Source organism: Bacillus sp. Xin1, from assembly GCF_013314535.1.
GTDB lineage: Bacteria > Bacillota > Bacilli > Bacillales > Bacillaceae_G > Bacillus_A.
The window spans coordinates 23,902-45,923 of sequence record NZ_JABUAE010000006.1; the positions used below are offsets into that span (position 1 = coordinate 23,902).

At 37.9% G+C, this 22,022-nt stretch carries 20 protein-coding genes; 11 read left to right on the top strand and 9 right to left on the bottom strand.

Annotated elements, in window-relative coordinates; genetic code table 11:
• Nucleotides 1-177 precede the first annotated feature (177 nt).
• The 4 genes from HRG09_RS08550 to HRG09_RS08565 all read left to right on the top strand — a co-directional run bounded on the left by HRG09_RS08550 (nt 178) and on the right by HRG09_RS08565 (nt 5,716).
• Nucleotides 178-1,860 (top strand): C40 family peptidase, encoded by a 1,683-nt coding sequence (locus HRG09_RS08550; RefSeq protein ID WP_174100396.1) that lies wholly within the window; start codon nt 178-180, stop codon nt 1,858-1,860.
• A 497-nt stretch (nt 1,861-2,357) separates the two neighbouring features.
• Nucleotides 2,358-3,569, top strand: a complete 1,212-nt coding sequence (locus tag HRG09_RS08555; protein ID WP_174100397.1) for a NupC/NupG family nucleoside CNT transporter — start codon at nt 2,358-2,360, stop codon at nt 3,567-3,569.
• A 102-nt stretch (nt 3,570-3,671) separates the two neighbouring features.
• Complete coding sequence (locus HRG09_RS08560) at nt 3,672-4,424, top strand: MreC domain-containing protein (protein WP_174100398.1); 753 nt, start codon at nt 3,672-3,674, stop codon at nt 4,422-4,424.
• On the top strand, nt 4,421-5,716 hold the full coding sequence (locus HRG09_RS08565; protein ID WP_174100399.1) for a glycosyltransferase family 2 protein: 1,296 nt from the start codon (nt 4,421-4,423) through the stop codon (nt 5,714-5,716). The genes HRG09_RS08560 and HRG09_RS08565 overlap by 4 nt, the downstream gene beginning before the upstream one ends.
• Before the next feature lie 185 nt (nt 5,717-5,901).
• Here HRG09_RS08565 and HRG09_RS29370 read toward each other — a convergent pair whose 3' ends face one another.
• Together HRG09_RS29370 and opuD are read right to left on the bottom strand one after the other, a co-directional pair.
• Nucleotides 5,902-6,036: a hypothetical protein gene (locus HRG09_RS29370; protein ID WP_000833063.1), complete on the bottom strand. Its 135-nt coding sequence runs from the start codon at nt 6,034-6,036 to the stop codon at nt 5,902-5,904.
• A gap of 238 nt (nt 6,037-6,274) precedes the next feature.
• Nucleotides 6,275-7,795, bottom strand: a complete 1,521-nt coding sequence (gene opuD / locus HRG09_RS08570) for a glycine betaine transporter OpuD (RefSeq protein WP_174100400.1) — start codon at nt 7,793-7,795, stop codon at nt 6,275-6,277.
• Nucleotides 7,796-8,459: 664 nt separating this feature from the next.
• Between opuD and HRG09_RS08575 the strand changes: the two genes are divergently transcribed.
• Both HRG09_RS08575 and HRG09_RS08580 read left to right on the top strand, forming a co-directional pair.
• Nucleotides 8,460-9,338 (top strand): cell wall-binding protein EntA, encoded by an 879-nt coding sequence (locus tag HRG09_RS08575; protein ID WP_174100401.1) that lies wholly within the window; start codon nt 8,460-8,462, stop codon nt 9,336-9,338.
• A gap of 163 nt (nt 9,339-9,501) precedes the next feature.
• Nucleotides 9,502-9,795 (top strand): DUF3910 family protein, encoded by a 294-nt coding sequence (locus tag HRG09_RS08580; RefSeq protein ID WP_174100402.1) that lies wholly within the window; start codon nt 9,502-9,504, stop codon nt 9,793-9,795.
• Nucleotides 9,796-10,026: 231 nt separating this feature from the next.
• On the opposite strand, the gene HRG09_RS08585 is transcribed toward HRG09_RS08580, so the two are convergent.
• From HRG09_RS08585 to HRG09_RS08595, 3 genes are all read right to left on the bottom strand, one after another.
• Nucleotides 10,027-11,403: a zinc ribbon domain-containing protein gene (locus HRG09_RS08585; RefSeq protein ID WP_174100403.1), complete on the bottom strand. Its 1,377-nt coding sequence runs from the start codon at nt 11,401-11,403 to the stop codon at nt 10,027-10,029.
• 290 nt (nt 11,404-11,693) lie between these two features.
• Nucleotides 11,694-13,229 carry a zinc ribbon domain-containing protein gene (locus tag HRG09_RS08590; protein WP_174100404.1) on the bottom strand — a complete coding sequence of 512 codons (1,536 nt, stop codon included), beginning with the start codon at nt 13,227-13,229 and terminating at the stop codon, nt 11,694-11,696.
• A 5-nt stretch (nt 13,230-13,234) separates the two neighbouring features.
• Nucleotides 13,235-13,726: a zinc ribbon domain-containing protein gene (locus HRG09_RS08595; protein ID WP_174100405.1), complete on the bottom strand. Its 492-nt coding sequence runs from the start codon at nt 13,724-13,726 to the stop codon at nt 13,235-13,237.
• Nucleotides 13,727-13,880: 154 nt separating this feature from the next.
• Between HRG09_RS08595 and HRG09_RS08600 the strand changes: the two genes are divergently transcribed.
• A complete protein-coding gene (locus HRG09_RS08600; RefSeq protein WP_174100406.1) occupies nt 13,881-15,500 on the top strand; it encodes an SWIM zinc finger family protein in 1,620 nt (539 codons plus the stop codon).
• On the top strand, nt 15,484-18,240 hold the full coding sequence (locus HRG09_RS08605; RefSeq protein WP_174100407.1) for a DEAD/DEAH box helicase: 2,757 nt from the start codon (nt 15,484-15,486) through the stop codon (nt 18,238-18,240). The genes HRG09_RS08600 and HRG09_RS08605 overlap by 17 nt, the downstream gene beginning before the upstream one ends.
• 124 nt (nt 18,241-18,364) lie before the next feature.
• Here HRG09_RS08605 and HRG09_RS08610 read toward each other — a convergent pair whose 3' ends face one another.
• Nucleotides 18,365-18,850, bottom strand: a complete 486-nt coding sequence (locus HRG09_RS08610; protein WP_174100408.1) for a VanZ family protein — start codon at nt 18,848-18,850, stop codon at nt 18,365-18,367.
• A 110-nt stretch (nt 18,851-18,960) separates the two neighbouring features.
• On the opposite strand from HRG09_RS08610, the gene HRG09_RS08615 reads away from it, so the two are divergent.
• On the top strand, nt 18,961-19,185 hold the full coding sequence (locus HRG09_RS08615) for a DUF1659 domain-containing protein (RefSeq protein ID WP_174100409.1): 225 nt from the start codon (nt 18,961-18,963) through the stop codon (nt 19,183-19,185).
• Nucleotides 19,186-19,212: 27 nt separating this feature from the next.
• Nucleotides 19,213-19,428, top strand: a complete 216-nt coding sequence (locus HRG09_RS08620) for a DUF2922 domain-containing protein (protein WP_174100410.1) — start codon at nt 19,213-19,215, stop codon at nt 19,426-19,428.
• Nucleotides 19,429-19,448: 20 nt separating this feature from the next.
• On the opposite strand, the gene HRG09_RS08625 is transcribed toward HRG09_RS08620, so the two are convergent.
• Nucleotides 19,449-19,847: a DUF4359 domain-containing protein gene (locus tag HRG09_RS08625; RefSeq protein WP_174100411.1), complete on the bottom strand. Its 399-nt coding sequence runs from the start codon at nt 19,845-19,847 to the stop codon at nt 19,449-19,451.
• A 192-nt stretch (nt 19,848-20,039) separates the two neighbouring features.
• On the opposite strand from HRG09_RS08625, the gene HRG09_RS08630 reads away from it, so the two are divergent.
• The gene (locus tag HRG09_RS08630; protein ID WP_174100412.1) at nt 20,040-20,519 is read left to right on the top strand and encodes a competence protein ComK; all 480 of its coding nucleotides are present in this window, start codon (nt 20,040-20,042) and stop codon (nt 20,517-20,519) included.
• A gap of 52 nt (nt 20,520-20,571) precedes the next feature.
• Here HRG09_RS08630 and HRG09_RS08635 read toward each other — a convergent pair whose 3' ends face one another.
• Nucleotides 20,572-21,039: a sigma-70 family RNA polymerase sigma factor gene (locus HRG09_RS08635; protein ID WP_174100413.1), complete on the bottom strand. Its 468-nt coding sequence runs from the start codon at nt 21,037-21,039 to the stop codon at nt 20,572-20,574.
• A gap of 219 nt (nt 21,040-21,258) precedes the next feature.
• The gene (gene yknW / locus HRG09_RS08640) at nt 21,259-21,933 is read right to left on the bottom strand and encodes a YknW family membrane protein (protein WP_174100414.1); all 675 of its coding nucleotides are present in this window, start codon (nt 21,931-21,933) and stop codon (nt 21,259-21,261) included.
• Between the last annotated feature and the right edge of the window lie 89 nt (nt 21,934-22,022).

Consider the following 22,022-nt stretch of genomic DNA (forward strand, 5'->3'; position numbering starts at 1 on the left):
ATACGTATTTTCATTTAAAATCAAGGTGGAACATGCACCTTGATTTTTTTTTGTAATATTCTTGACATATTCAGATTCCCGCATAAGCCTTGACAGTAATCGACATGCCTTTTAGAATTTTTAACAGTTGGTAAATATTTCATCACTACATTACAGACAGAAAGGAATCGACAAAACATGAAAAAATATCTTGCCGGTCTTGCGGCAGTGTCTGTAGCAGGAGGAGCAGCCCCGACATTAGATAGCGTTCAAGCTGCCCCTGAAAATACACAAAAACCTGCTGCACACGCTGTTCAAGCTGCACCACAAAACAACTCAAATTACACAGTTACTGCTGACGTATTACACGTTCGCTCAGGAGCTAGTACTTCTCACGACATCATCTCTCGCGTATATGAAGGCCAAAAATTAAACGTAGTCACCGAAGAAAACGGATGGTTCAAAATTAACCATAATGGGAAAACTGGTTACGTTAGTGGACAATTCGTATCAAAAAATGGTGCGAAAACAAGCGTAAGTACAGGTGGCAAGAACAAAGTTACTGCTGACGTATTACGTGTTCGTACAAGCCCAAATACTTCTAGTTCTATTATGGGCCGTGTATATGAAGGACAAACATTGCAAGTTATTAGCGAAGAAAACGGATGGGTTAAAATTAACCATAACGGCAAAACTGGTTACGTTAGTGGACAGTTCGTATCTGGCGTTTCTGCAAATGCTGGTTCTTCTAATAACAACCCAAATGTTCAAGAAGCAAGCGGAAACTATACAGTCAATGTATCTTCTCTTCGCATTCGTACAGGTCCTAGCACTTCCCATACAACTTTAGGCTCTGTTCATAAAGGACAAGTTGTACAAGTTATTGGTGAAGTTCAAGATTGGTTCAAAATTAACTATGCAGGACAAACAGCTTACATTAGCAAAGACTACGTAACAAAAGGTGGTTCTAGTAACAATACTAACCAAGGTAACAATCAACAAGGAAATAACAATACAACTGTTCAAACTGGCGGTACTTATGTTGTTAATGCAACATCATTACGTGTTCGTACAGGCCCAGCTACATACCACGGTGTACTTGGTGGCGTATTAAATGGTCAAACATTAAACGTAGTTGGTGTAGAAAATGGTTGGTACAAAATTAATCACCATGGTAAAACTGGTTATGTAAGCAGTGAATTTGTGAAATTCGTTAAAGGTGGTACAACGACACCTGAAAAACCTGAGCAACCACAAACAACTGCTGGCGAATACTATATTAATGTGTCTGCATTAAATGTACGTAGCGGCGAAGGTACAAATTACAGCGTAATCGGTGCTCTTCCACAAGGTCAAAAAGTACAAGTTATTTCTGAACATTATGGATGGAGCAAAATTAACTACAACGGTCGCACTGGCTATGTAGGAACTCGTTTCCTATCTAAAACACCAGTTGGTGGTGCTGTAGACAACAATAACAATAACAACAATAATAATAACAATACAGGTAACACAAGTGGCGATACATCATCTATTCTTGCATATGCAAAATCAATGGCAGGTGTACCATATGTATGGGGCGGCACTTCTGCTAATGGCGTTGACTGCAGTGGTTACATTTTCCACGTATTTAACAAATTTGGTCACAACATTAGCCGTCAAAGTGTTGCTGGATATTGGAGCAGCCTATCAAAAACTTCAAATCCACAACCAGGTGACTTAATCTATTTCCAAAACACTTATAAGCCAGGTCCTTCTCACATGGGTATCTACCTTGGTGGCGGATCATTCATTCAAGCTGGAGATAAAGGTGTAGCAGTTGCATCATTAAACAACTCTTATTGGAGTAAGCACTTCTTAGGATATACAAAAGCACCTTAAGTCATAGTTTCAAAGCCTTCTAGATTACTAGAGGGCTCTTTTTTATAAATTGACATACATTCATGCCATGAAAGTAAAAGGTAATCTACTCTCTTTTCTCCCTTTGTTTTTAAACTCGGCATGGAACTAAAAAAGGACCTGACCGCTTCTATCCATGGCCGGATCCTCTCTTCCCACCTAAAAGAGAGGTTTTTATCATGTTTCTACCCGTATTTCTACAAATATGTTTTCTATCCTCTTATTTCATACACCATATTCCCTAAAAACAGTTCATAACGTTACAATAATAAATATATTCTCGCTAAAAAACATAACCTATTTTGTCCCCATAAGATTGATATGTGTTTTCTTAGTAAATTTTCTTTCTATTTAAACTTTTCAACAGACGTTTGACCTCTGATGTCCGGTGTGATACGTTACTTAAGATGCTATTTTCATAGAAGTATATACATCTATTAATTCTACTTTTTTACTATGAGAGAGGAGATTTACACTGCATGAATGTTTTATGGGGAATTGGCGGCGTGATTGGAATTTTAGCAGTTGCATTTTTACTATCTTCCAACCGCAAAGCTGTGAATTGGCGCACAATTTTAATCGCGCTAGCATTACAAATTACGTTTTCTTTCATCGTATTACGATGGGATGCTGGAAAAGCTGGCTTAAAGGTTGCCTCTGATGGGGTTCAAGGCTTAATCAACTTTTCTTATGAAGGAATTAAATTTGTCTCTGGTAACTTATTAGATAAAGATGGTCCTTGGGGATTCATCTTCGTAATTCAAGCACTACTTCCAATTGTATTTATTAGTTCATTAGTAGCAATATTATATTATTTAGGTATTATGCAATGGTTCGTTAGTATCGTTGGTGGTGCATTAAGTAAACTGCTTGGAACTTCTAAAGCAGAGAGCTTAAATGCAGTAACAACTGTTTTCTTAGGACAAACAGAAGCACCAATTTTAATTAAACCGTACTTAACACGTTTAACAAACAGTGAGTTCTTCGCAGTTATGGTAAGCGGTATGACGGCTGTTGCCGGATCAGTTCTTGTCGGTTATGCAGCAATGGGAATTCCGCTAGAGCACTTATTAGCAGCAGCCATTATGGCAGCACCATCAAGCTTATTAATTGCAAAGCTAATTATGCCGGAAACTGAAACACCAGATAACAATGTACAACTTTCAACAGAGCGTGAAGATGCGAACGTTATCGATGCAGCAGCACGCGGTGCATCTGAAGGGATGCAACTTGTTATTAACGTAGCAGCAATGCTAATGGCATTCATCGCATTAATTGCTGTATTAAATGGTCTATTAGGATGGATTGGTTCTTGGTTTGATATTAAGCTAAGCCTTGATTTAATCTTTGGATATCTTTTATCTCCATTCGCTATTTTAATCGGTGTTTCACCAAACGAAGCTGTACAAGCAGCTAGTTTCATCGGTCAAAAGCTTGCAATCAACGAATTCGTTGCTTACGCAAACTTAGGATCACATATGGCAGAGTTCTCTGATAAAACAAATATGATCTTAACATTTGCAATTTGCGGCTTTGCAAACTTCTCTTCTATCGCAATTCAATTAGGTGTAACAGGAACACTTGCTCCTTCTCGCCGTAAACAAATTGCACAGTTAGGGATTAAAGCAGTAATCGCTGGTACGCTAGCGAACTTCTTAAATGCAGCAGTTGCAGGTATGATGTTCTTATAAAATCAAGCTGATCCGAATTTTCGGGTCAGCTTTTTTTATGAATGCATATCCCCCCTTCTAGCACATATTACATATAACAACCTATGTACTAGGAGGCCCGTGATGAAGCAAATGCCCAATCAAATTATGATATTATGGATTGCACAAATTTTATTCTATTTCACCACAGTTCATATAAGCTCATTTCCTTATGCTTTTTTCTTTACGATCCTTTATGTACTCATCAACTTATTATTTCTATTCATTTCAAATAAATTTGCTTTCACCTTATTTATTGCCGGAACTCTCCTCTCCGTCTTCTATTTATTTTATGAAGCATGGTTATATTTATCGAGTACTTCTACACAACTTACCTACATCATCGTTCATTTCCTAGCAATTGTGAATTTCTTTCTTATCTATATATCGACTTATATGTTAAAAAAACTCTTGCATGAAAATAGACGCTTGCAACAACAAGTCCATACACTTGAACAATATATTGGAGAAACAAAGTTATTAACAAGACAGGAATTTGAAAGGCGTGGTGTATTGCTCGAAGCTGCTATGAAAAGGCGGAGTGAAACAGGCATGCTTGTCTATTTTTCATTCACCTCTTTTAGTAGCTATACGAAGCGAAGTGTCATGGATCGCGTTGCCTCCCTCCTCCTTGATACAGTGCGGAGTGATTTTGATTTAGTTGGAAAATATGATGAAAATACATTGGTCATTTTACTCCAAAATACAAATGAAGCTGGTGCAAATATTGTTTTGATGCGCCTTGAAAATAAGTGGGAAGAATGGTTAACAGAGGATGCTCTTTCAAAAATTATAATCAAACAAGAAAAACTTGGAGAGCAGGTGTTAACAACATGATGACACTTATTCTTCTCCTGCTATTTCTTCTATTTTGCCTACTTGTTTTTTGGATTAGCTTCATTTTTTCTATTAAATATGTGCTTATCTTTACAGCCTTCTTATTTTCCGGCTTGCTCGTCTACTACTCCTTACTAACGCTTGCTGGACTTGTTCATCGAAATCGTAAGCTAAAGAATCGGACATTAGAACATTACCCGAGCGTAGATATACTGATTCCTGCACATAATGAAGGCGTCGTTATTATGGATACGTTAGCTGCGATGGCAAATATCGAATATCCCGGAAAACTTGCCATTTATTTATTAAATGATAATTCCCAAGATGAAACTGGAGAAATTGGTGATGAATACGATGAGGCCTATGCTCATATAAGACATATCCGCGTACCACCTGGAGAGCCGAAAGGAAAATCACGTGTATTAAACTATGGGCTCAGCATATCAAATGGAGAGTATTTTTGTGTGTATGATGCTGATAACCAACCAGAACCACATGCCCTGCGCATGCTTGTTGAATACGCAGAAACGACAAAAGATGCTGTCGGTGCTGTCGGTCATGTCCGCACTGTCAATGAAAAACGAAACTGGCTTACTAGGATGATTTCTCTTGAGTTTCAAATCTTCCAGTTACTCATGCAGTCTGGCCGTTGGCTTTTATTCCAAACTGGTTCATTAACAGGAACGAATATGCTCCTGCGCCGCTCCGCACTTGAAGAACTCGGTGGCTACGACCCTTATGCCATTGCCGAAGATGCAGAGCTCACATTACGAATTACACAAAAAGGCTACCTATTACCAATCGTACCTGAATCCATTACATGGGAACAAGAACCAGAGCATTTGAAAATTCTTATTAAACAACGAACACGCTGGCTTCAGGGTAACTTATATATTTTAGAAAAGATGTTTTCCTCCTTCAGTTTCTTTAAAGGAAAATTACTCGTTCATTCCTTGCAGCAAGTACTAGTATACGTTGTCTTTTGGCTGTTCTTAATCATCTCAAATGTATGGTTCATTATTGGCTTACTCGGTCTCTTTCAAATCAGCTATACCATCCCATTACTATTTATGTGGTACGTCGCTTATATCACATACACATCGCAACTCTTTAGTGCACAAAGCGTCGAAAATACATTCACGCCAACGAACATATTTATCAGCATCATTATGTATTTCACATACGCCCAGCTCTTTACGTACCTATTTATCCGAAGTCTCATCCTATACTTACGCGCGAAAAGTAAAAAACAAATCATCGGATGGGACAAGACAGTCAGGTATAAAAAATAAAGGCGCAAGCGGCTTGTTCAGAATGAAACAAATGTTTATAAAAAAATAAGCACAGAGCGCCGTATGCTCTGTGCTTATCTTTACTATAAATCTATATATCGGACAATACCCCTTAGTCGAAAGCAATTTTCACGTCCATCCCCCAACGAACGATCTACTTTCTTTTATATACGAAAAAGTGACTGCTATTTTTGTAAAACCAATTGCTTCTCTTGTTGTTCTTTAGATACTTCAGTCTTTGGTTCCGTGTTTTCTTGCACATTACGATGTGCCACACGTTTCAAACAAATATGCTTCCACTTTCTTTCGTAACGCTTCATTATTCTAGTTGTCCCCCTTGAATACGCTTAAAAACTTTTTTGAAATCGCTTACAGGAAATAATATAGCACATATACGGAAAAGTGACAACACATTTCCGACAAATTTTTGACAAAAATTCGGATGACCTTTGACAATATATGGACAGTTCGACACCTTGCGACAACAGACAACCACTAGAAACTCGCACACCTCGCAAAAAAGAGCTGATTCAAAATCAGCTCTTTCCTTCTATTATACTATTTATGGTGATGGTGATGACGAACTTCCTTTTGTAATTCTTTAAATAAGGAAGCAGCCATAAAGAAGATAACAAATACAAACGGGAATGCTGCGATAATCGAAGCTGTTTGTAAAGCCTCTAATCCACCTACATATAGTAAGATTGCTGCTAACGCTGCCTGTACAAGACCCCAAACTAATTTAATTCGATTTGGCGGGTTTAAGCTACCGTGTGTCGTTAACATCCCAAGAACAAATGTCGCAGAATCTGCTGATGTAATAAAGAATGTTGAAATCAATAGAATCGCAAGAACCGATAAAGCTGGTCCCATACTACCCATATGATCTAGTACAGCGAATAATCCTACCTCTGTACCCATCTCCTTAATTTGTCCATAAATGTTCGCTCCATCAAACAACTCCATATGAATGACTGTTCCTCCAAATACCGCGAACCAAAGTGCACCAATAATTGTTGGAACGAGCAACACACCAATCACAAACTCACGAATTGTACGTCCACGTGACACACGGGCAATAAATGTACCAACGAATGGTGACCATGCTATCCACCATGCCCAATAGAAAATCGTCCACGATTGAATCCATTGGTTTCCACTCTCATCTAATGGACTTAAACGGAAACTCATGCTTGGTAAGTTTTGAATGTAAGAACCAATTGTTGATGTAAAGTAATTCATAATAAAGTTCGTTGGGCCTGCGAATAATAAAATTGCCATAAGTGCAAAGGCTAAAATAATATTCGTATTACTTAAGTACTTAATACCTTTGTCTAATCCTGTTTGTGCAGATAACATATACAAAACCGTTACGATCCCAATAATAACTAACTGGGTTGTTAATGAATTAGGAATAGATGTTAAGTAGCTAACACCACCTGCAATTTGTTTCGCTCCAAGCCCTAATGAAGTTGCTACACCAAACACTGTCGCAAATACAGCTAACACATCAAATATATGCGCAATACGGCCATGCTCACCGCTCTTAAATAAAGGACCAACTGTTGCACTAATTGTACTTGGCTTCCCTTTTCGGAATGTGAAATAAGCGATGCATAATGCTACAAGTGCATACAAGCCCCACGGATGCAATCCCCAATGGAAGAATGAAAAACGAAGTGCAAGACGTGCACTCTCTTCTGTAGCACTTTCTCCAAATGGCGGTGCATATAAATGATTTAATGGTTCCGCAACTCCCCAGAAAATCAAACCGATTCCCATACCAGCACTAAAAAGCATAGCGAACCATGTCATATAACTATAATCAGGTTCATCATCATCTTTACCTAAACGAATAGAACCGTACTTTGAAAAGATGAAAAAGATGGCTAAACCTAAGAAAACAGAAACAGAAATGATATAGAACCACCCAAATTTACTAACCAATGCAGTTTGAATTGCAGTAGTCACATTTCCTAAGCTACCTTTTCCAATTATAGATTCAGGAATAATCCCCCAAATTGTAAATGCGATACATAATATTAATGAGACAATAAATGTTTTTGTCAGTTTCCTCATAAAATCCCCCTTTTGTAGGTTTTTTTGTAAAATGAATCTAATTCCGATATGTTAAATCGGATAAAGTGAAATATTTCTTGTGGTGATTTTCTTCATTCTCTCTAAAATCAACCTTCACTAATTAGAATTCTTATGGACAGTTCACCCTCCATATAAACGTTCGGATTATAAAATGAAGATGATACCGCCAAATCGTGCGAGATAGATGTGGATGGGAGTGTGTTTTCCCAAAAAATGGTGCGTTACAGTTGTAAAACAGGGCAAATATATCGATTGCCGCTCTTTCTTTTTGTAACAATTATGCGGTTGTTTTGTCAGGATATTGTACGTATTTATAAATGCACAAACAAAATGTTTATATTTATATAACTATTTTAGGCATAATTCGGTAAAATTCTCAAGGAATGTAACACCTTAGTAAACTTTTTGTAATACCACTGTAACACTTTTATCTTTATCGAAAAACATCTGTTGTAATAAAAAAATAGATATATGACATAAACCTTCTAAAAGCACGGATTGAAAAACGATTTCTATAATTCCTTTCTATATTACAGCGTGTTAATGATTTATTACGAATGGTTTGTAATTGTGTGTTTTCCCAAATTCCGAAAAAAACAGTTGCTATAATGAGGACACGAAAACAAACGCAATGGAGGCTATCATGAAAAAATTAATTGGTATAGCAACAGCAGCAGTTTTTGGTCTTGGGATTTTCACTACTTCTGCACAAGCAGAAACTGTTGTAACAACAGACGTATTAAATGTACGAGAGAACCCAACTACTGAATCAAAAGTTGTAGGAAAATTATTAAATGGTCATAAATTAGATGTTACAAATACAACAAACGGATGGTCACAAATCAAATTAAATGGTAAAGACGTATTCGTTAGCGCAGAATTTACAAAAAGCATCTATTACGTAACAGCAAACGTATTAAACGTACGTGCTGAAGCGAACACAAACTCAGAAATTCTTGGTACGCTTAAGAAAGACGAAATGATTGAAACAACGCACCAAGTACAAAACGAGTGGTTACAATTCGAATATAACGGGAAAACGGCTTACGTTCATGTTCCTTACTTAACTGGTACAGCACCTGTTATTGAAAAACAAGAAACGCCTGCTCCTGCTAAAGCTGAAGCACCTGCAAAAGCAGAAACTCCAGTAGCACAAGAGAAACCAGCTGCTAAGCCTGCTGTTAAAGCAGCAACTACAAACGCTCCTGCAGGTGGCCGTGAGCTAACAGTTGAAGCAACAGCATATACAGCTCATCCGAGCGAAAATGGCGGCACATATGGTGGTCGTGTATTAACTGCAATGGGTCATGACCTAACAGCGAATCCAAACATGAAGATGATTGCTGTTGATCCGAAAGTGATTCCATTAGGATCAAAAGTATGGGTAGAAGGATATGGAGAAGCAATCGCTGGTGACACTGGCGGTGCAATTAAAGGTAACCGTATCGACGTTCTAGTTGGCTCTGACGCAATTGCTAACAAATGGGGACGTAAAACTGTTAAAGTGAAAATTTTAAAATAACCAATGACTGCTAAAAATTCAGCCAGTTCTCATATATTGAGAGCTGGCTTTTACTTTTTTATAAACACAAATGAAAAAATCTCCTTTTGTTCTTCCTAAGAGCGGCTTATCTGTTGGAAAATCCAAACGAATATATATATAATGACGACAAGGAGGTTACAACATGAATCCAAATGCAAAAGTAGACTGGATCGGTACACCTAAGCCATACATCTACAAAGACGATGTAACATATAATGCGACCGCAATTGATTTTTCACTTGAACATGATGACAATCGCTATAAATTGATTGTGCTCAAACACGATCAATCTGTTCAGTATAAATTCGTACAATACGGCATAAAACCAGGATCACAAAAACCATTTCCAATTGATATACCACTCCAAGAAGAAATGCTCCTGTTAGTAGAAAGAATTCTACAAGATCCATACGTACGAGCTTTTCGCACTTTGTAGAAGCGCCGATATATCCATACAAGTACTCAATATATCATAAAGTGAAATTTTAATCAGTGAGGGTTTTCTTCATCCCCCACTGATTATTAGCCCTCACCAATTGGGCTTTTACGGGCAGCCCACCTCCCACCTAACTTCTTTACTTTTGCTGAATTTTGAGTTGGGGGTCTTACTACCCACAAATAACGAAAAAAATACTACCTCTTTATAAAGAGATAGTATTTTCGTCCACTACTGCGTTGGGCCAGATATTTCTTCTGATTTCAATGTATTGTTTGCTGCTAAAGAATGATACAATAATTTTCCGTCTGTATTCACTGTAATAATATGCTCATTATTAAAGCTTTTAAACTTCACAGATCCATCACCATAGCGGATATTGTATTCTTCATATGTCGTTACTTTATATTTCGTAGAGCTCTGACGTTCAACGTTACGCACTTCGAATATTAATAAGTCCTCAGTAATTCCTTTTTTCTTTAAATATTGCAAGTAATCACGATCTTGTTTATATGATTCTCCGCTCTTATCATAATCATTTTCAATTAAGCTAAAGTCATTTAAAGAAATGGCGCGCACACTGTTATAAATGTGATTTCGAACAAAATCACCAACTGCAGTATCAGATATCTGTTTTGGGAATTTTAAATCGTATGAGCTTTGCTCTCCAACCTTTATACTTTCGCTTTTTATGACCCCAAAATCTGTTTGTTTCTCTAAATGTACTTCAACAGTTTCATCTGTCGGTACAGGCCCAAGCTTATAACTACCATAATCTAGCTTTCCATGTTTTTTACCATTTACGAAAACATCGGCAGTATTTTCATCAGAGGAAATGGTAACATAGTTTCCTTTAAGCGGTAATTTCACATCCACTTTCCCTTCTTTTTCTCCAGCCAATTCAACTTTCTTTTCCGTTTCCAGTTCAGTAAAATCAGTTTTCGCTTTTGCTTTTACTACATACATCCCAGGGAAGTAAGGTCCGATTTCTTTAGAGGATTTTTCGCTAGAAATATCAGTCGTTTTTTTATCATTTACATATATTTCCGCAGTTTTTACAGTTGTGCTGACTGTCATGAAATACGACTTAATGCTGAACTTATATTTCGGATATAAGAACCATTCTTTCCCATCTTCTACAATTTGCCCATCCACAAAGCTTTCTTTATCAACAAGCTTTGCATCCACCGTTTGCTTTTGTAAGTAAGACAATAATTTTTTATTGTAAGAAGGATTATCCTGTAGATATCGTAAATAGGATTTAATATCTTCTGTTTTAATTTTCAAACCTGGGTCATCCGGTTTTATAAAAGAATCAATTGCATCTACATCTTTTTTATTAAACGCTTCTATTAATGCATTGATTTGCCTTTCTTTTGAAAATTTATAGGCACCAAATTTATAAGTACCAAACAATACAGCAACAAAGAAGGCAAATACAAGCAAGAGCACAATGTTTTTCTTTTTCTTCTGCGGCTGTACTTCCTGTTTTACTTCCGCTCGCGAAACAGCTACATTTTCTTCGATTACTTCTACCTTATTTCCGCATTCAGAACAAAAATTCAAGTGATCTGCGACCTGTTTTTTACAGTTTCCACAAAACTTCACAATGCTTTCCTGGTTTAAAAAATCATACCAAAATACACCAAAACGTAAGATAACGCAGAGAAAACAGGATAAAACTCTACTTCCATGATGAATATCACAGCTCATGCAGGGAAGAAACACTTCGTCATATGTCTATATGTATAAAATAATCCGCAAGTTACGAACGACCATTTCTTCCCTTTATACAAACTCTTGTTCTTCATGAAAGATTTCTGTTTTGATTTTGCTGATTTTTAAACCAGGTTCCACCTCCTTCTTTGTTACATTTTTCGAAGAACGGTTGTAACCTCCTACTTTTTTGTCAATTTCATTCCAACAAAAGCAGCTGCATATGTCAGAACAAAACTGCCAATTATTAAATACAGAAAGCTGTTTTGCATGGAGATCATTGTTCCACTTACCCCAAACAACTTTGTTACATTCCCTTCAATATCTATTTGAATTTTGGAAAGAATATTCATCATAACCATCATAATTGTGTACGCACCGCTACATACAGCTAACGTTACATACATATTTGATGACGGCATCTTCGCTAACTTCTGCCCCGCCCTAAACATAAAGAAGAACGGGATAATAAGAAGTAATAAGCCAAAGTGAAATTTACTATTTATCTCGTCAAAAATTTCCATAACTGATGGTGGAGCACCTTCTGCAATCAAAATATCTTTTATCCCAACTCCACCAACAGACATACCTGATACAAATGAAAGCCCCATTACACTTTTATCACTTGTTGTACTTACCTTGGACAATTCCTCCTGTAACTCCGGAATCTTTATTTCTACTGGTGCAAGATGAGTCATGCTCCATACGTTTGGTGTTAATTGCAGTGCTATCAGCGCACGCTGAGAGGTTGTAGACGCTAAATTATCTAAAGGTTTTGCACCATCTGATAGTGCAACAAGTGCAGTAATACATAAAATAACTGCACTTACTAAAAGTCCCTTTACCATTGCTGTCACTCCGTAATATAGGGGTGCACCATATGGTAATAACTCCTGGAACGCACCTGCTATATTGTTTCGACTTATATGTGCAATCAATCCGAATAAGCTAAATAGCGTTCCATATATAAAGCCACTTAATAAACTTTTAAAAGAAGAATAGCCAACCGTGACAGTTCCTACCTCTGGAACAGTGATTGATTTTGACGCAACAAAGCTAACAATAAACAGAAATAATCCATAAATAATACCGACTATTACCGCTAATACAATCTGTTCTCCAATTGTCTTTGCAACTTGTTGTTTACCTATCCAAATTCCAACTCCACATAAAATAATAAATGGAATAATTAGTAGTAAAAAGAAAGGGGTATCCCAAGATAAAGAAAGAAGGATTCTACTCTCATCTCCTGCTGAAAAACCAAGTAAATGATAGCTTAGTAGTGTAGAAGTTGTGCTAGTATAAAAATCCGGTAACATTTGTAAATCCTTAGCAAACTCATGGACTATCTTCTCCATCATTTCTGAAAATAATAAACTGCCAATCCACCCTATAAATAACATCAGAATGCTCGCAATAGCTCCGCCGATTATACTTGTTCTTAAGCCACCTGTATGTATAGATAATTCCATCTTAGAACCTTTTTCCACACTAGGTAACTTGGCGATATGTTCCTTTTTCGATACGGTAAATAAAGAGTGACCACATTGTTGACAGTACAGATTATGCTGGACATTTTCATTCCCACAACCACGGCAATATTTGGCTTTAGCCTGCTCAAGAACAGCTGCATCTGAAGCTTCCACCATCATACTTCCTTCACTCGGACAGTAATTCACTTCTTCACCATGTTGATTCCCACACATGCGACAGTACATCTTAATCACTCCCCACCCAGCTTCATTCCACAAACAAGACAAAAGATGGAGTCTTTTGCTATGTACTCGTTGCATGACATACATGCTACCTTTTCCACACTACTCTCTACTGCTAGCATCGGATTGGGTTTTCCACACATACCGCAAAATTTATCACTAACAGATAGAGAACCACCACATTCACATGTTGCTTTCTCTCCTTGCTGTTTCTGCAGTTCAACAATTCGTTTTCTCGCCTTATAAATCACAACATCGAAATCTTGAATTGGAGCGACTAATTCCTTTAATGGTTCTTCCTTCACTCCAGTATCTCGAAGCTGAACATACACCCTCTGGCCAAGTTCTAATAAAACTTCTGTTTTCTTATGGAGCTGCACTTGTATTTCCTTTTTCAATTGTGCAATTTCCTGTGCAATCTGCAGCTTCATCTTTCCCTGCTCAATACCTTCTTGCAGCTTATTCATACCGCTTCCTAATTTCGTCTGCAAATCTGACAAATCAATTCCCTCCCAAACGAAAAAACTAATATATTTTACCCAATATATATTTTCATGTTTTTCTAATTATGTACCAAGAAATTCATTTTTTCTGTTTTCACTTCTTTTTGTTTATAATGGTAGAGGAAAGAAATCTTTGTACGGAGGAAAACTTATGCTGCAACATTCAATTACGAAAGATGAAATTATGATGATCGCGAATGAGTTTGTTCAAGGGCTCGATCCGCAGCAAGCAGCCGATCAAGAGCATGTTGCCACTGCTCGCCATTTATATCGTAGCGGTTTTGTTTACAACGTTGATTTTGACGGTTATACGTTATCAGGTACGGTAGATGCTGAAGGAAATGTGTATAGCGTTCATATTCCGATTCGTAATATCGCAGAAAGCTATTGTGATTGCTTTGCACCAACGCAGTGTGAGCACATGCTCGCCGTTTTACTATCAGCTGCTTCTAGCTTCGGACAAGTGGGAGAAGTATTAACATTGTTTAAAAATAAAACGAAACCATCACTCCCTCCGATCCGAACAGCGCGGCAAGTATTACAATCGTCTGCGTTTGAAGAAACGGACTTTAAAAGTTGGCATGCATATTTCGAATCTGAATATAGCGCATTTAAAAAAGAACAAGCACGGCTCTCATATAAACAAATGTATTTTCTTATGAGTATCTTTACGGACTTTTACATGAAATTAGAACGAAAAGCGCCGCGCGTCGTTGCCATACATGAATTGTTCAAATTACACGGCGCACTGTTTAGCTTTCAAAAGTTATTAGAAGAAATTACAGACTTTGAGACAAACAAAACGTATTCCTATCATCAGCCGATTAACGTTGTTCGTCTATTTGTCGATAAAGTGGAATCCATTGTACGTGACTTGAAATCAGAATCGCTTCCCGCTGAATGTGAACCGATTTTGCAAGAAACAGCTCACCAAGTGCATAGCATTTTCTTCTCTACCGACTCCTATACACAGGAGAGATTCTTTATTTACCGGCATATATGGGGAGAGTTGCTAGCAGAAGAACCTTGGATCCAAGAAGAAGCAACACGAATTGATGCGAAGATGAATCCAATTTCGAAAGCACTCGCCTCCTCTCACCTATTCTTTTTAAAGCAAGAAGATGATGTTGCTATGGAATTGCTCGAAACACAACCACCGCAAGTGGTTGGCCTTTATTTCGACTGGCTCGAAGAATTACTAAGTACCATGCAATGGGAGCGCGCCAAAAATTGGCTGTCTTTCACATATAAACAATTGAAGAAAACAATAAATGATCAGGCCGATCCTCTTTTTGTAAAAGATATCGTTCGTTTGTTCATCATGATGTACGAAACATATGCGACGCATACAAATGAACAAGCAGGTCTTGAGATGATTTTGCAAGAGTTATTGCCATTCAGCTTCCAAAACTACGAGCAACACGTACTAGCAAAAAAACAATATTATGCATGGACAGAACTTCATCTTTTATACGGATTTGAGGCAATTGAATTGTTAAAAGAACCACTAAAAGATATCGAAAAAGAAGCACCAGAAGCAGCTCTTCCGCTCTATCACCTTGCAGCAGTGCAAGCAATTGAAGAACGAAATCGGAAGTCGTATCGCCGCGCAGTCCGCTACTTAAAGAAATTACGTACGCTCTATAAACGGCTCAAACGAACAGATGAGTGGCACATTTTCATTGTCCAAATCGCTAACTTACATTCACGCCTAAGAGCACTTCAGGAAGAACTGCGGAAAGGAAAGTTAATCGATGATCACACAAACTGAAGTAACAATTCGACTCCAGCACGTAAGTCAAAGGTGGTTCCTTTGGGGAGAAGATGAAACCGGCAATCTCTTACCTATAACAGATTGGAAACAAAATGCTTTCACATGGCACACGACGTCCTTCTTCGGCACCTTTTTAAAAGAAGCTTCACATGAAGGACGAAGCGGCTTCATGCTAACAAACGTCCAAACGCTAGAATACATTGCGAAAAAACCGATGAACTCCTTTGCTGGATTACAAATAAACGGTCCCGTGACTGCGCTCATGCCTGGTGCTAAAGATCTATGGGATCACTTTACAACCGGAAACTTTGTACCAGATATGAAGCGTTGGGGTAATTATCCATCATGGAAAGCCATCGATGTTCCAATCCAAGATGAAACGCTCGCATCACTGTTCTCACATGCGATTAATGAAACAATTCGGCAAGACGCACGCTCTAGCGAAGGGTGGGAAAATGCAAAACGGTTATATGAACATTACGACTTTACGAAAAGACAATTAGAAACAGCGCTTCACGAAGAAGATTGGTTCCGAAAGATTGGTTACATTGAAGACGACCTTCCATTTACAATCGGCCTTCGCCTCCAAGAACCACATGATGATTTTGAAATGTGGAAGCTTGAAACAATTATTACGACCAAGCGCGGAACACACCGAATATATGTATATACTGACATCGATTCACTACCAAAAAGATGGCATAGCTATGAAGAACGTATTCAAGAAACGCAGGAGGGATTCGGCAAGCTAGTTCCATGGCTTCGTGAAGATGATCACTTTCGAACGGAGCTCTATGAAACAGAAGCATGGAATTTCTTAACGGAAGCGAGCAACGAATTATTAGCAGCCGGCGTTGATATTTTACTACCGTCTTGGTGGCAAAATTTAAAAGCAACGAAACCGAGGTTACGCGTTCAGTTGAAGCAAAGTACAAATCAAGCGCAGTCCTTCTTCGGCATGAACACTCTCGTTGATTTCGACTGGCGCGTTTCTACAGATGGGATTGATCTGTCAGAAAGTGAATTTTTTGACCTTGTCGAACAAAATAAACGACTTTTCAATTTAAATGGACAATGGATGAGACTGGATCCTGCCTTTATTGAAGAAGTGAAAAAACTAATGAAACGTGCAGATAAATACGGACTTGAAATGAAAGATGTCTTGCAGCAACATTTATCAAACTCTGCCGAAGTAGAAGTCGTAGAAGAAGACAATCCATTTGCGGATATTGAAATCGAGTTAGATGGCTATTACGAGGAACTCATCCAAAAGTTACTCCATATCGGAGACATTCCAAAAGTTTCAATACCATCTTCCTTACAGGCCACACTTCGTCCATACCAAGAGCACGGTGCGGCATGGCTCTTATATTTACGAGAGCTTGGGTTTGGAGCGTTACTAGCGGATGATATGGGACTTGGGAAGAGTATCCAAACAATTACTTACTTATTATATGTAAAAGAAAATCGCCTCCAAACAGGCCCGGCGTTAATCATCGCACCGACGTCTGTTCTTGGAAATTGGCAGAAAGAATTTGAACGCTTTGCACCGAATTTACAGGTTCAACTGCATTATGGAAGCAACCGTTCAAAAGGCGATTCCTTTAAAGACTTTCTTCAAAATGCAGACGTTGTATTAACTTCTTATGCATTAGCACAACTTGATGAAGAAGAATTAAACGCGCAGTGCTGGGATGCAATCATCTTAGATGAGGCGCAGAACATTAAGAACCCGCAAACGAAACAATCGAGAGCAGTTCGTAATTTACAAGCGAATCACAAAATCGCTTTAACAGGTACACCTGTAGAAAACCGATTGGCAGAGCTATGGTCTATTTTTGACTTCTTGAATCACGGATACCTCGGTAGCCTAGGACAATTTCAGCGCCGCTTCATAACACCGATTGAAAAAGACCGTGATGAAGCAAAAATCCAGCAAGTACAAAGGTTCATCTCACCGTTTTTACTGCGCCGAACAAAGCAAGACCAAACAGTCGCATTAAACTTACCAGACAAACAAGAACAGAAAGTATACTGCCCGCTAACAGGTGAGCAAGCGTCACTATATGAACAGCTCGTACAAGATACATTGCAAAATGTTGAAGGCTTAACAGGTATTGAAAGACGCGGCTTTATTTTAATGATGCTCAGTAAACTAAAGCAAATTTGTAATCATCCTGCTCTTTATTTAAAAGAGGAAGAACCAAACGATATTGTGCAGCGTTCTATGAAGACCCAAACATTAATGGATCTCATTGAAAATATAAAAGATCAAAATGAAAGCTGCTTAATTTTTACGCAATATATCGGAATGGGAAATATGCTACAGAAAATATTAGAAGAGAAATTCGGTCAGCGTGTTCTCTTCCTAAACGGTAGTGTACCGAAGGCAGAACGGGATAAGATGATCGAACAATTCCAAAACGGGACATATGACATCTTCATCCTCTCATTAAAAGCTGGTGGAACCGGTCTAAATTTAACTGCCGCCAACCATGTCATTCACTATGATCGTTGGTGGAATCCAGCTGTAGAAAATCAAGCTACAGACCGGGCTTATCGCATCGGTCAAAAACGATTTGTACACGTTCATAAACTCATTACAACAGGCACACTTGAAGAAAAAATCGATGCAATGCTGGACCGGAAACAGTCGCTAAGTAGCGCTATCATTACAAGTGATAACTGGATGACGGAACTATCAACAGACGAATTGAAAGAATTACTTGGCGTATAACAAGAAATGTCGCATATTGCCGAATGGTCGATATCTTATGCCAAATCGCTGATATATCCCAAAAATCGCCGATATCCGAAGCAACATACTGAAAATATATAAAAAAAGGAGCTATCCCTAAAGGTTAGCTCCTTTTTCTATGCCAAAACCAATTGCTTATTATAATTCCTGTCAATCCGCCCGACGTATCTAAAACAGAATCTTGCCACATCGGTGTACGGTCACCTGTAAACCCTTGGTGAATTTCATCGAATGTTGCATATCCAGCAACAATAAGAAATGCGAATATAAAGGAACGCATTCTTGAACAACCAGAACGATGCAATGCATAATACGAAAGCAGACCAAGAATCATGAATACTGTGAAATGAGCCCCTTTTCGGATGAAAAACTCAACAAAACCGCCAACACCTTTATTTTCAATACTAACCGGTGTTCCTCCGCCATAATCAATCGATACACCAGAGAATTTCTCTTCCACAAATTGAGACGGAACATACTTTTCAACATCTGATCGCATATCCTGCTTCTTGTAAGGTTGTGCTGAAGAATAAAAAATGATCCCCATCCATAGTAAAACGGGAATCCAAACTAACCATTTACGATTCATCTTTAGAAACTCCTCTCTTATTCTTCTAAGAGTACCAAAAAAAAGAAAAAATTTCACGCCAAAATATGACCGTTGTCCCCTATATATAAGACGAAAAGGGGGTGAAAAACATGGCAATCGAAACAATTGTAACTGATTTAAGCTTGCGCCTTGTCCTAAACGGCGGCACAGACAATAACGGGAAAGCAATTTTGAAAAACAAACAGTTTAAACGAGTAAAACCGAACGCTGATGCAACAAAAGTCCATGAAGTGGGAGTTGCTCTTTCTTCATTACAAGGATTAAAACTGCATGCTGTTCAGCTTTTAAGCACATCTGATATTTCGAATCCGTAAATTTTAATGAAAAGGAGGTAACCGACAATGACAGCACTCGAACTGATTTTCTTAAAAGAAGATGGAAAAACCGTCGTCTTTTCTATCGACAATCCGATCACACCTGTGAATGAACAAACCATTAGCCAAGTGATGGACACAATTCTCTCCTCTGAAATTTTCTTATCACTTAGCGGGAACACTCGTAAAAAAGGAGCACGCCTTGTTGAAAAGAAAGTATCAGAAGTAACACTTGCTCCTTAAACCAAAAAGACGAAGCTGCATCACTTTGCAGCTTCGTCTTTTTTCTTCGGCATCTCAATCGGAATAAAAATATGAGAGAATCCAACTGAAACATATTTGTAGTTTTCTTTCCCTAGTGTAAATTCTGTCGTATATGTCGAGAAGAAAATATAATCGTTTCGCTTTGTATAATGGTTAATCAACACATCAACTTGTGGCTCTACATATTTCTTCGCTAACTTCTTACCAATTGTTGCAAGTTCGCCAACAAGCCCATCTGGATCATCTTTTTCAACCTCTGTTAACTTTTTACTAATATCATTGCGATTCATAAATTGCTTCGCTGCCCATTCGGTATATTCCCCTTTACTCGGGTTGCTGTTTGCTAAATATACGAAAAGAAGGACAACAAGTGCCATAATAATATACTTCCGTTTCATACTCTATCACCGCCTAACTGTTTCTATTTTCATATATATGTACAAGCGATGCAAATTAGAAAACTTGCTAGTTATAAAAAATGAAAATCCTCTACGAATTTTTACAAATATTTACAATGTTTTAAAGTTATTTTTATATTTCATCTATATACTAAAATATGTAAACCATTACTTTTAAAGGAGGCTTTTAAGTTGGATGCTCCAGCCAATCTGCATGCTATTTCTAGTACTTTAATGATGCTGTTGCCTTACAAAGATCCTTTTTACCGTACTCAAATTCATACCACCAAGGGAATTCTCTACTCGCCAAAAACACCATTGGAAATAATAAAAGAACTAATCATCTCACACAATTATTCCACATACGAAGGTCGACGAAAAGCCATTATTGAAAAATGGGATTTGCGACAAAATACACCTATTCCTATTAATCATCGTCGTTTTATTTGTGCCATTCCGACAAAATCACCTGCCGCTTGGGATTGTATCTGGGTCTTCTATAAAAGTATTAAAACCATCACAAAAGGCAAAGATAGTCAAGCTATACTACATCTTTGTAATGGAGAAACAATGACTCTTCCCATATCCTGCTACAAAATGAAGCAGCAATGGAGAAAAGCTGGTAATCTAATCGCTCAGATGATGCTCGATGATTTTCATCATGATTTTTAGTATACATGATAGAATGGAGACAAGGTATTCCCTTGCCTCCATTCTATATTTCCTATATCTCAGCTCGCATCTTTTTTATTGCCTGCCGATAGATCCATCTTACCTGATGATACGTCATGCCCGCCTCTTCTGCAACTTCATGTATCTTCTTCCCTGCATAAAAACGTTCGAAGATAATATGTTTCTCTTCCTCGTCTAACAAACTCATATAATCTTGAATTTCTGACGACACTTCTGCACCACCTACATTTTGCAAATTTTCCTGTTCGACGCATGTATGCCGCTTTTGAAATCTATTTTCTTTCTTTAATTTCTCTAATAAATAGCCGCGCACTGTTACAAATGCATACGCTGAAAAAGTACCTTTCTCCTCCTCATATTTTTCATACGCCTTCCAAAGTCCAATTAACCCGCATTGATAATATTCTTCATAATCCCGGTATAGACAAAGCTTTTTCATCTGATTTTTAATCATCTTTTCATACAACGTAACTGCCTCTGTAAAAGTAGCCGGTTTCATATCGTACCTTTTTCCAAAAGGTATACCTCTTTGTTATTCCGCGGTACCTTTACAATATAAGAAGATACAGGCAATTTCAGGGGAGGTTATTTAAAATTCGATATAGGGAAATTTGAAATATGGCTAGGAGAAATTTGAAATTCTAAAACTAGTATTTGAAGTACATGCAAAAATAAAAAAACGGCTCCATATGAGCCGTTTTCATGAATATATCTTATATTATGCTTTCGGGAACATACCGCCGATTGCACCGAATCCCAATGTTAAAATAAAGAACACAACAACAAGAATCGTTGCTTGTTTCTTACTTACACCAGCCGTAATGTGTAATCCTAATCCAGTTACGACTAATGCCCAGATTGCAAATATCTCAAATTGTTTTAAGACGCCATATACAACGCCACCAGTAGAAGCAAATAGCGGTCCTAAACCTGTATACATTTCTTGCCCATTTCCACCAAGAATAAACGCCAAGATCATATTTATAATTACACCTAAAATACTAATAATACTAGAATACACTGTAATCGCTAATAACTTTTTATAAGGGGTATCATTGCTCATAAACATCATTAACACTTTATACACAACTGCACCAATAAAGAATGTAAGTATAATAACAAGAGCTGAAAAGAGAAAGCCACCGCCTAAAGTAAATGCCAATGGCACTTCAATACCAAGCTCTTTATTTGCAGCCATAGACGCAGGATCTTGGGAATATAAGTACGCCGCAAGAGCCCCCATAATACCGCCTAATAAGGTCATTAACCAAAACGCACCCCATACTGCATTACTATTCTTCATTCTTTCAAACTGCAAACCTGGGGATGTAATCATTCCTAGTAACGATGGTTTTTCCCCGCCAACCTTTTGCGAATTAACATTCGGTTCCATTCTAACAACCTCCTTGTATTTATATAACCCGTTCTGACGGGCGGTTCGCACCCTCTTTACTAGAGGCGGCGAACCGCCTGTCAGAACAA

Coding starts and splice junctions, on each gene's coding strand:
- HRG09_RS08605 (WP_174100407.1), top strand. CDS start 15,484: ATGATCACACAAACTGAAGTAACAATTCGACTCCAGCACGTAAGTCAA.
- HRG09_RS08620 (WP_174100410.1), top strand. CDS start 19,213: ATGACAGCACTCGAACTGATTTTCTTAAAAGAAGATGGAAAAACCGTC.
- HRG09_RS08575 (WP_174100401.1), top strand. CDS start 8,460: ATGAAAAAATTAATTGGTATAGCAACAGCAGCAGTTTTTGGTCTTGGG.
- HRG09_RS08635 (WP_174100413.1), bottom strand. CDS start 21,039: ATGAAACCGGCTACTTTTACAGAGGCAGTTACGTTGTATGAAAAGATG.
- HRG09_RS08600 (WP_174100406.1), top strand. CDS start 13,881: ATGCTGCAACATTCAATTACGAAAGATGAAATTATGATGATCGCGAAT.
- yknW (WP_174100414.1), bottom strand. CDS start 21,933: ATGGAACCGAATGTTAATTCGCAAAAGGTTGGCGGGGAAAAACCATCG.
- HRG09_RS08555 (WP_174100397.1), top strand. CDS start 2,358: ATGAATGTTTTATGGGGAATTGGCGGCGTGATTGGAATTTTAGCAGTT.
- HRG09_RS29370 (WP_000833063.1), bottom strand. CDS start 6,036: ATGAAGCGTTACGAAAGAAAGTGGAAGCATATTTGTTTGAAACGTGTG.
- HRG09_RS08590 (WP_174100404.1), bottom strand. CDS start 13,229: ATGTACTGTCGCATGTGTGGGAATCAACATGGTGAAGAAGTGAATTAC.
- HRG09_RS08610 (WP_174100408.1), bottom strand. CDS start 18,850: ATGAATCGTAAATGGTTAGTTTGGATTCCCGTTTTACTATGGATGGGG.
- opuD (WP_174100400.1), bottom strand. CDS start 7,795: ATGAGGAAACTGACAAAAACATTTATTGTCTCATTAATATTATGTATC.
- HRG09_RS08565 (WP_174100399.1), top strand. CDS start 4,421: ATGATGACACTTATTCTTCTCCTGCTATTTCTTCTATTTTGCCTACTT.
- HRG09_RS08560 (WP_174100398.1), top strand. CDS start 3,672: ATGAAGCAAATGCCCAATCAAATTATGATATTATGGATTGCACAAATT.
- HRG09_RS08615 (WP_174100409.1), top strand. CDS start 18,961: ATGGCAATCGAAACAATTGTAACTGATTTAAGCTTGCGCCTTGTCCTA.
- HRG09_RS08580 (WP_174100402.1), top strand. CDS start 9,502: ATGAATCCAAATGCAAAAGTAGACTGGATCGGTACACCTAAGCCATAC.
- HRG09_RS08625 (WP_174100411.1), bottom strand. CDS start 19,847: ATGAAACGGAAGTATATTATTATGGCACTTGTTGTCCTTCTTTTCGTA.
- HRG09_RS08550 (WP_174100396.1), top strand. CDS start 178: ATGAAAAAATATCTTGCCGGTCTTGCGGCAGTGTCTGTAGCAGGAGGA.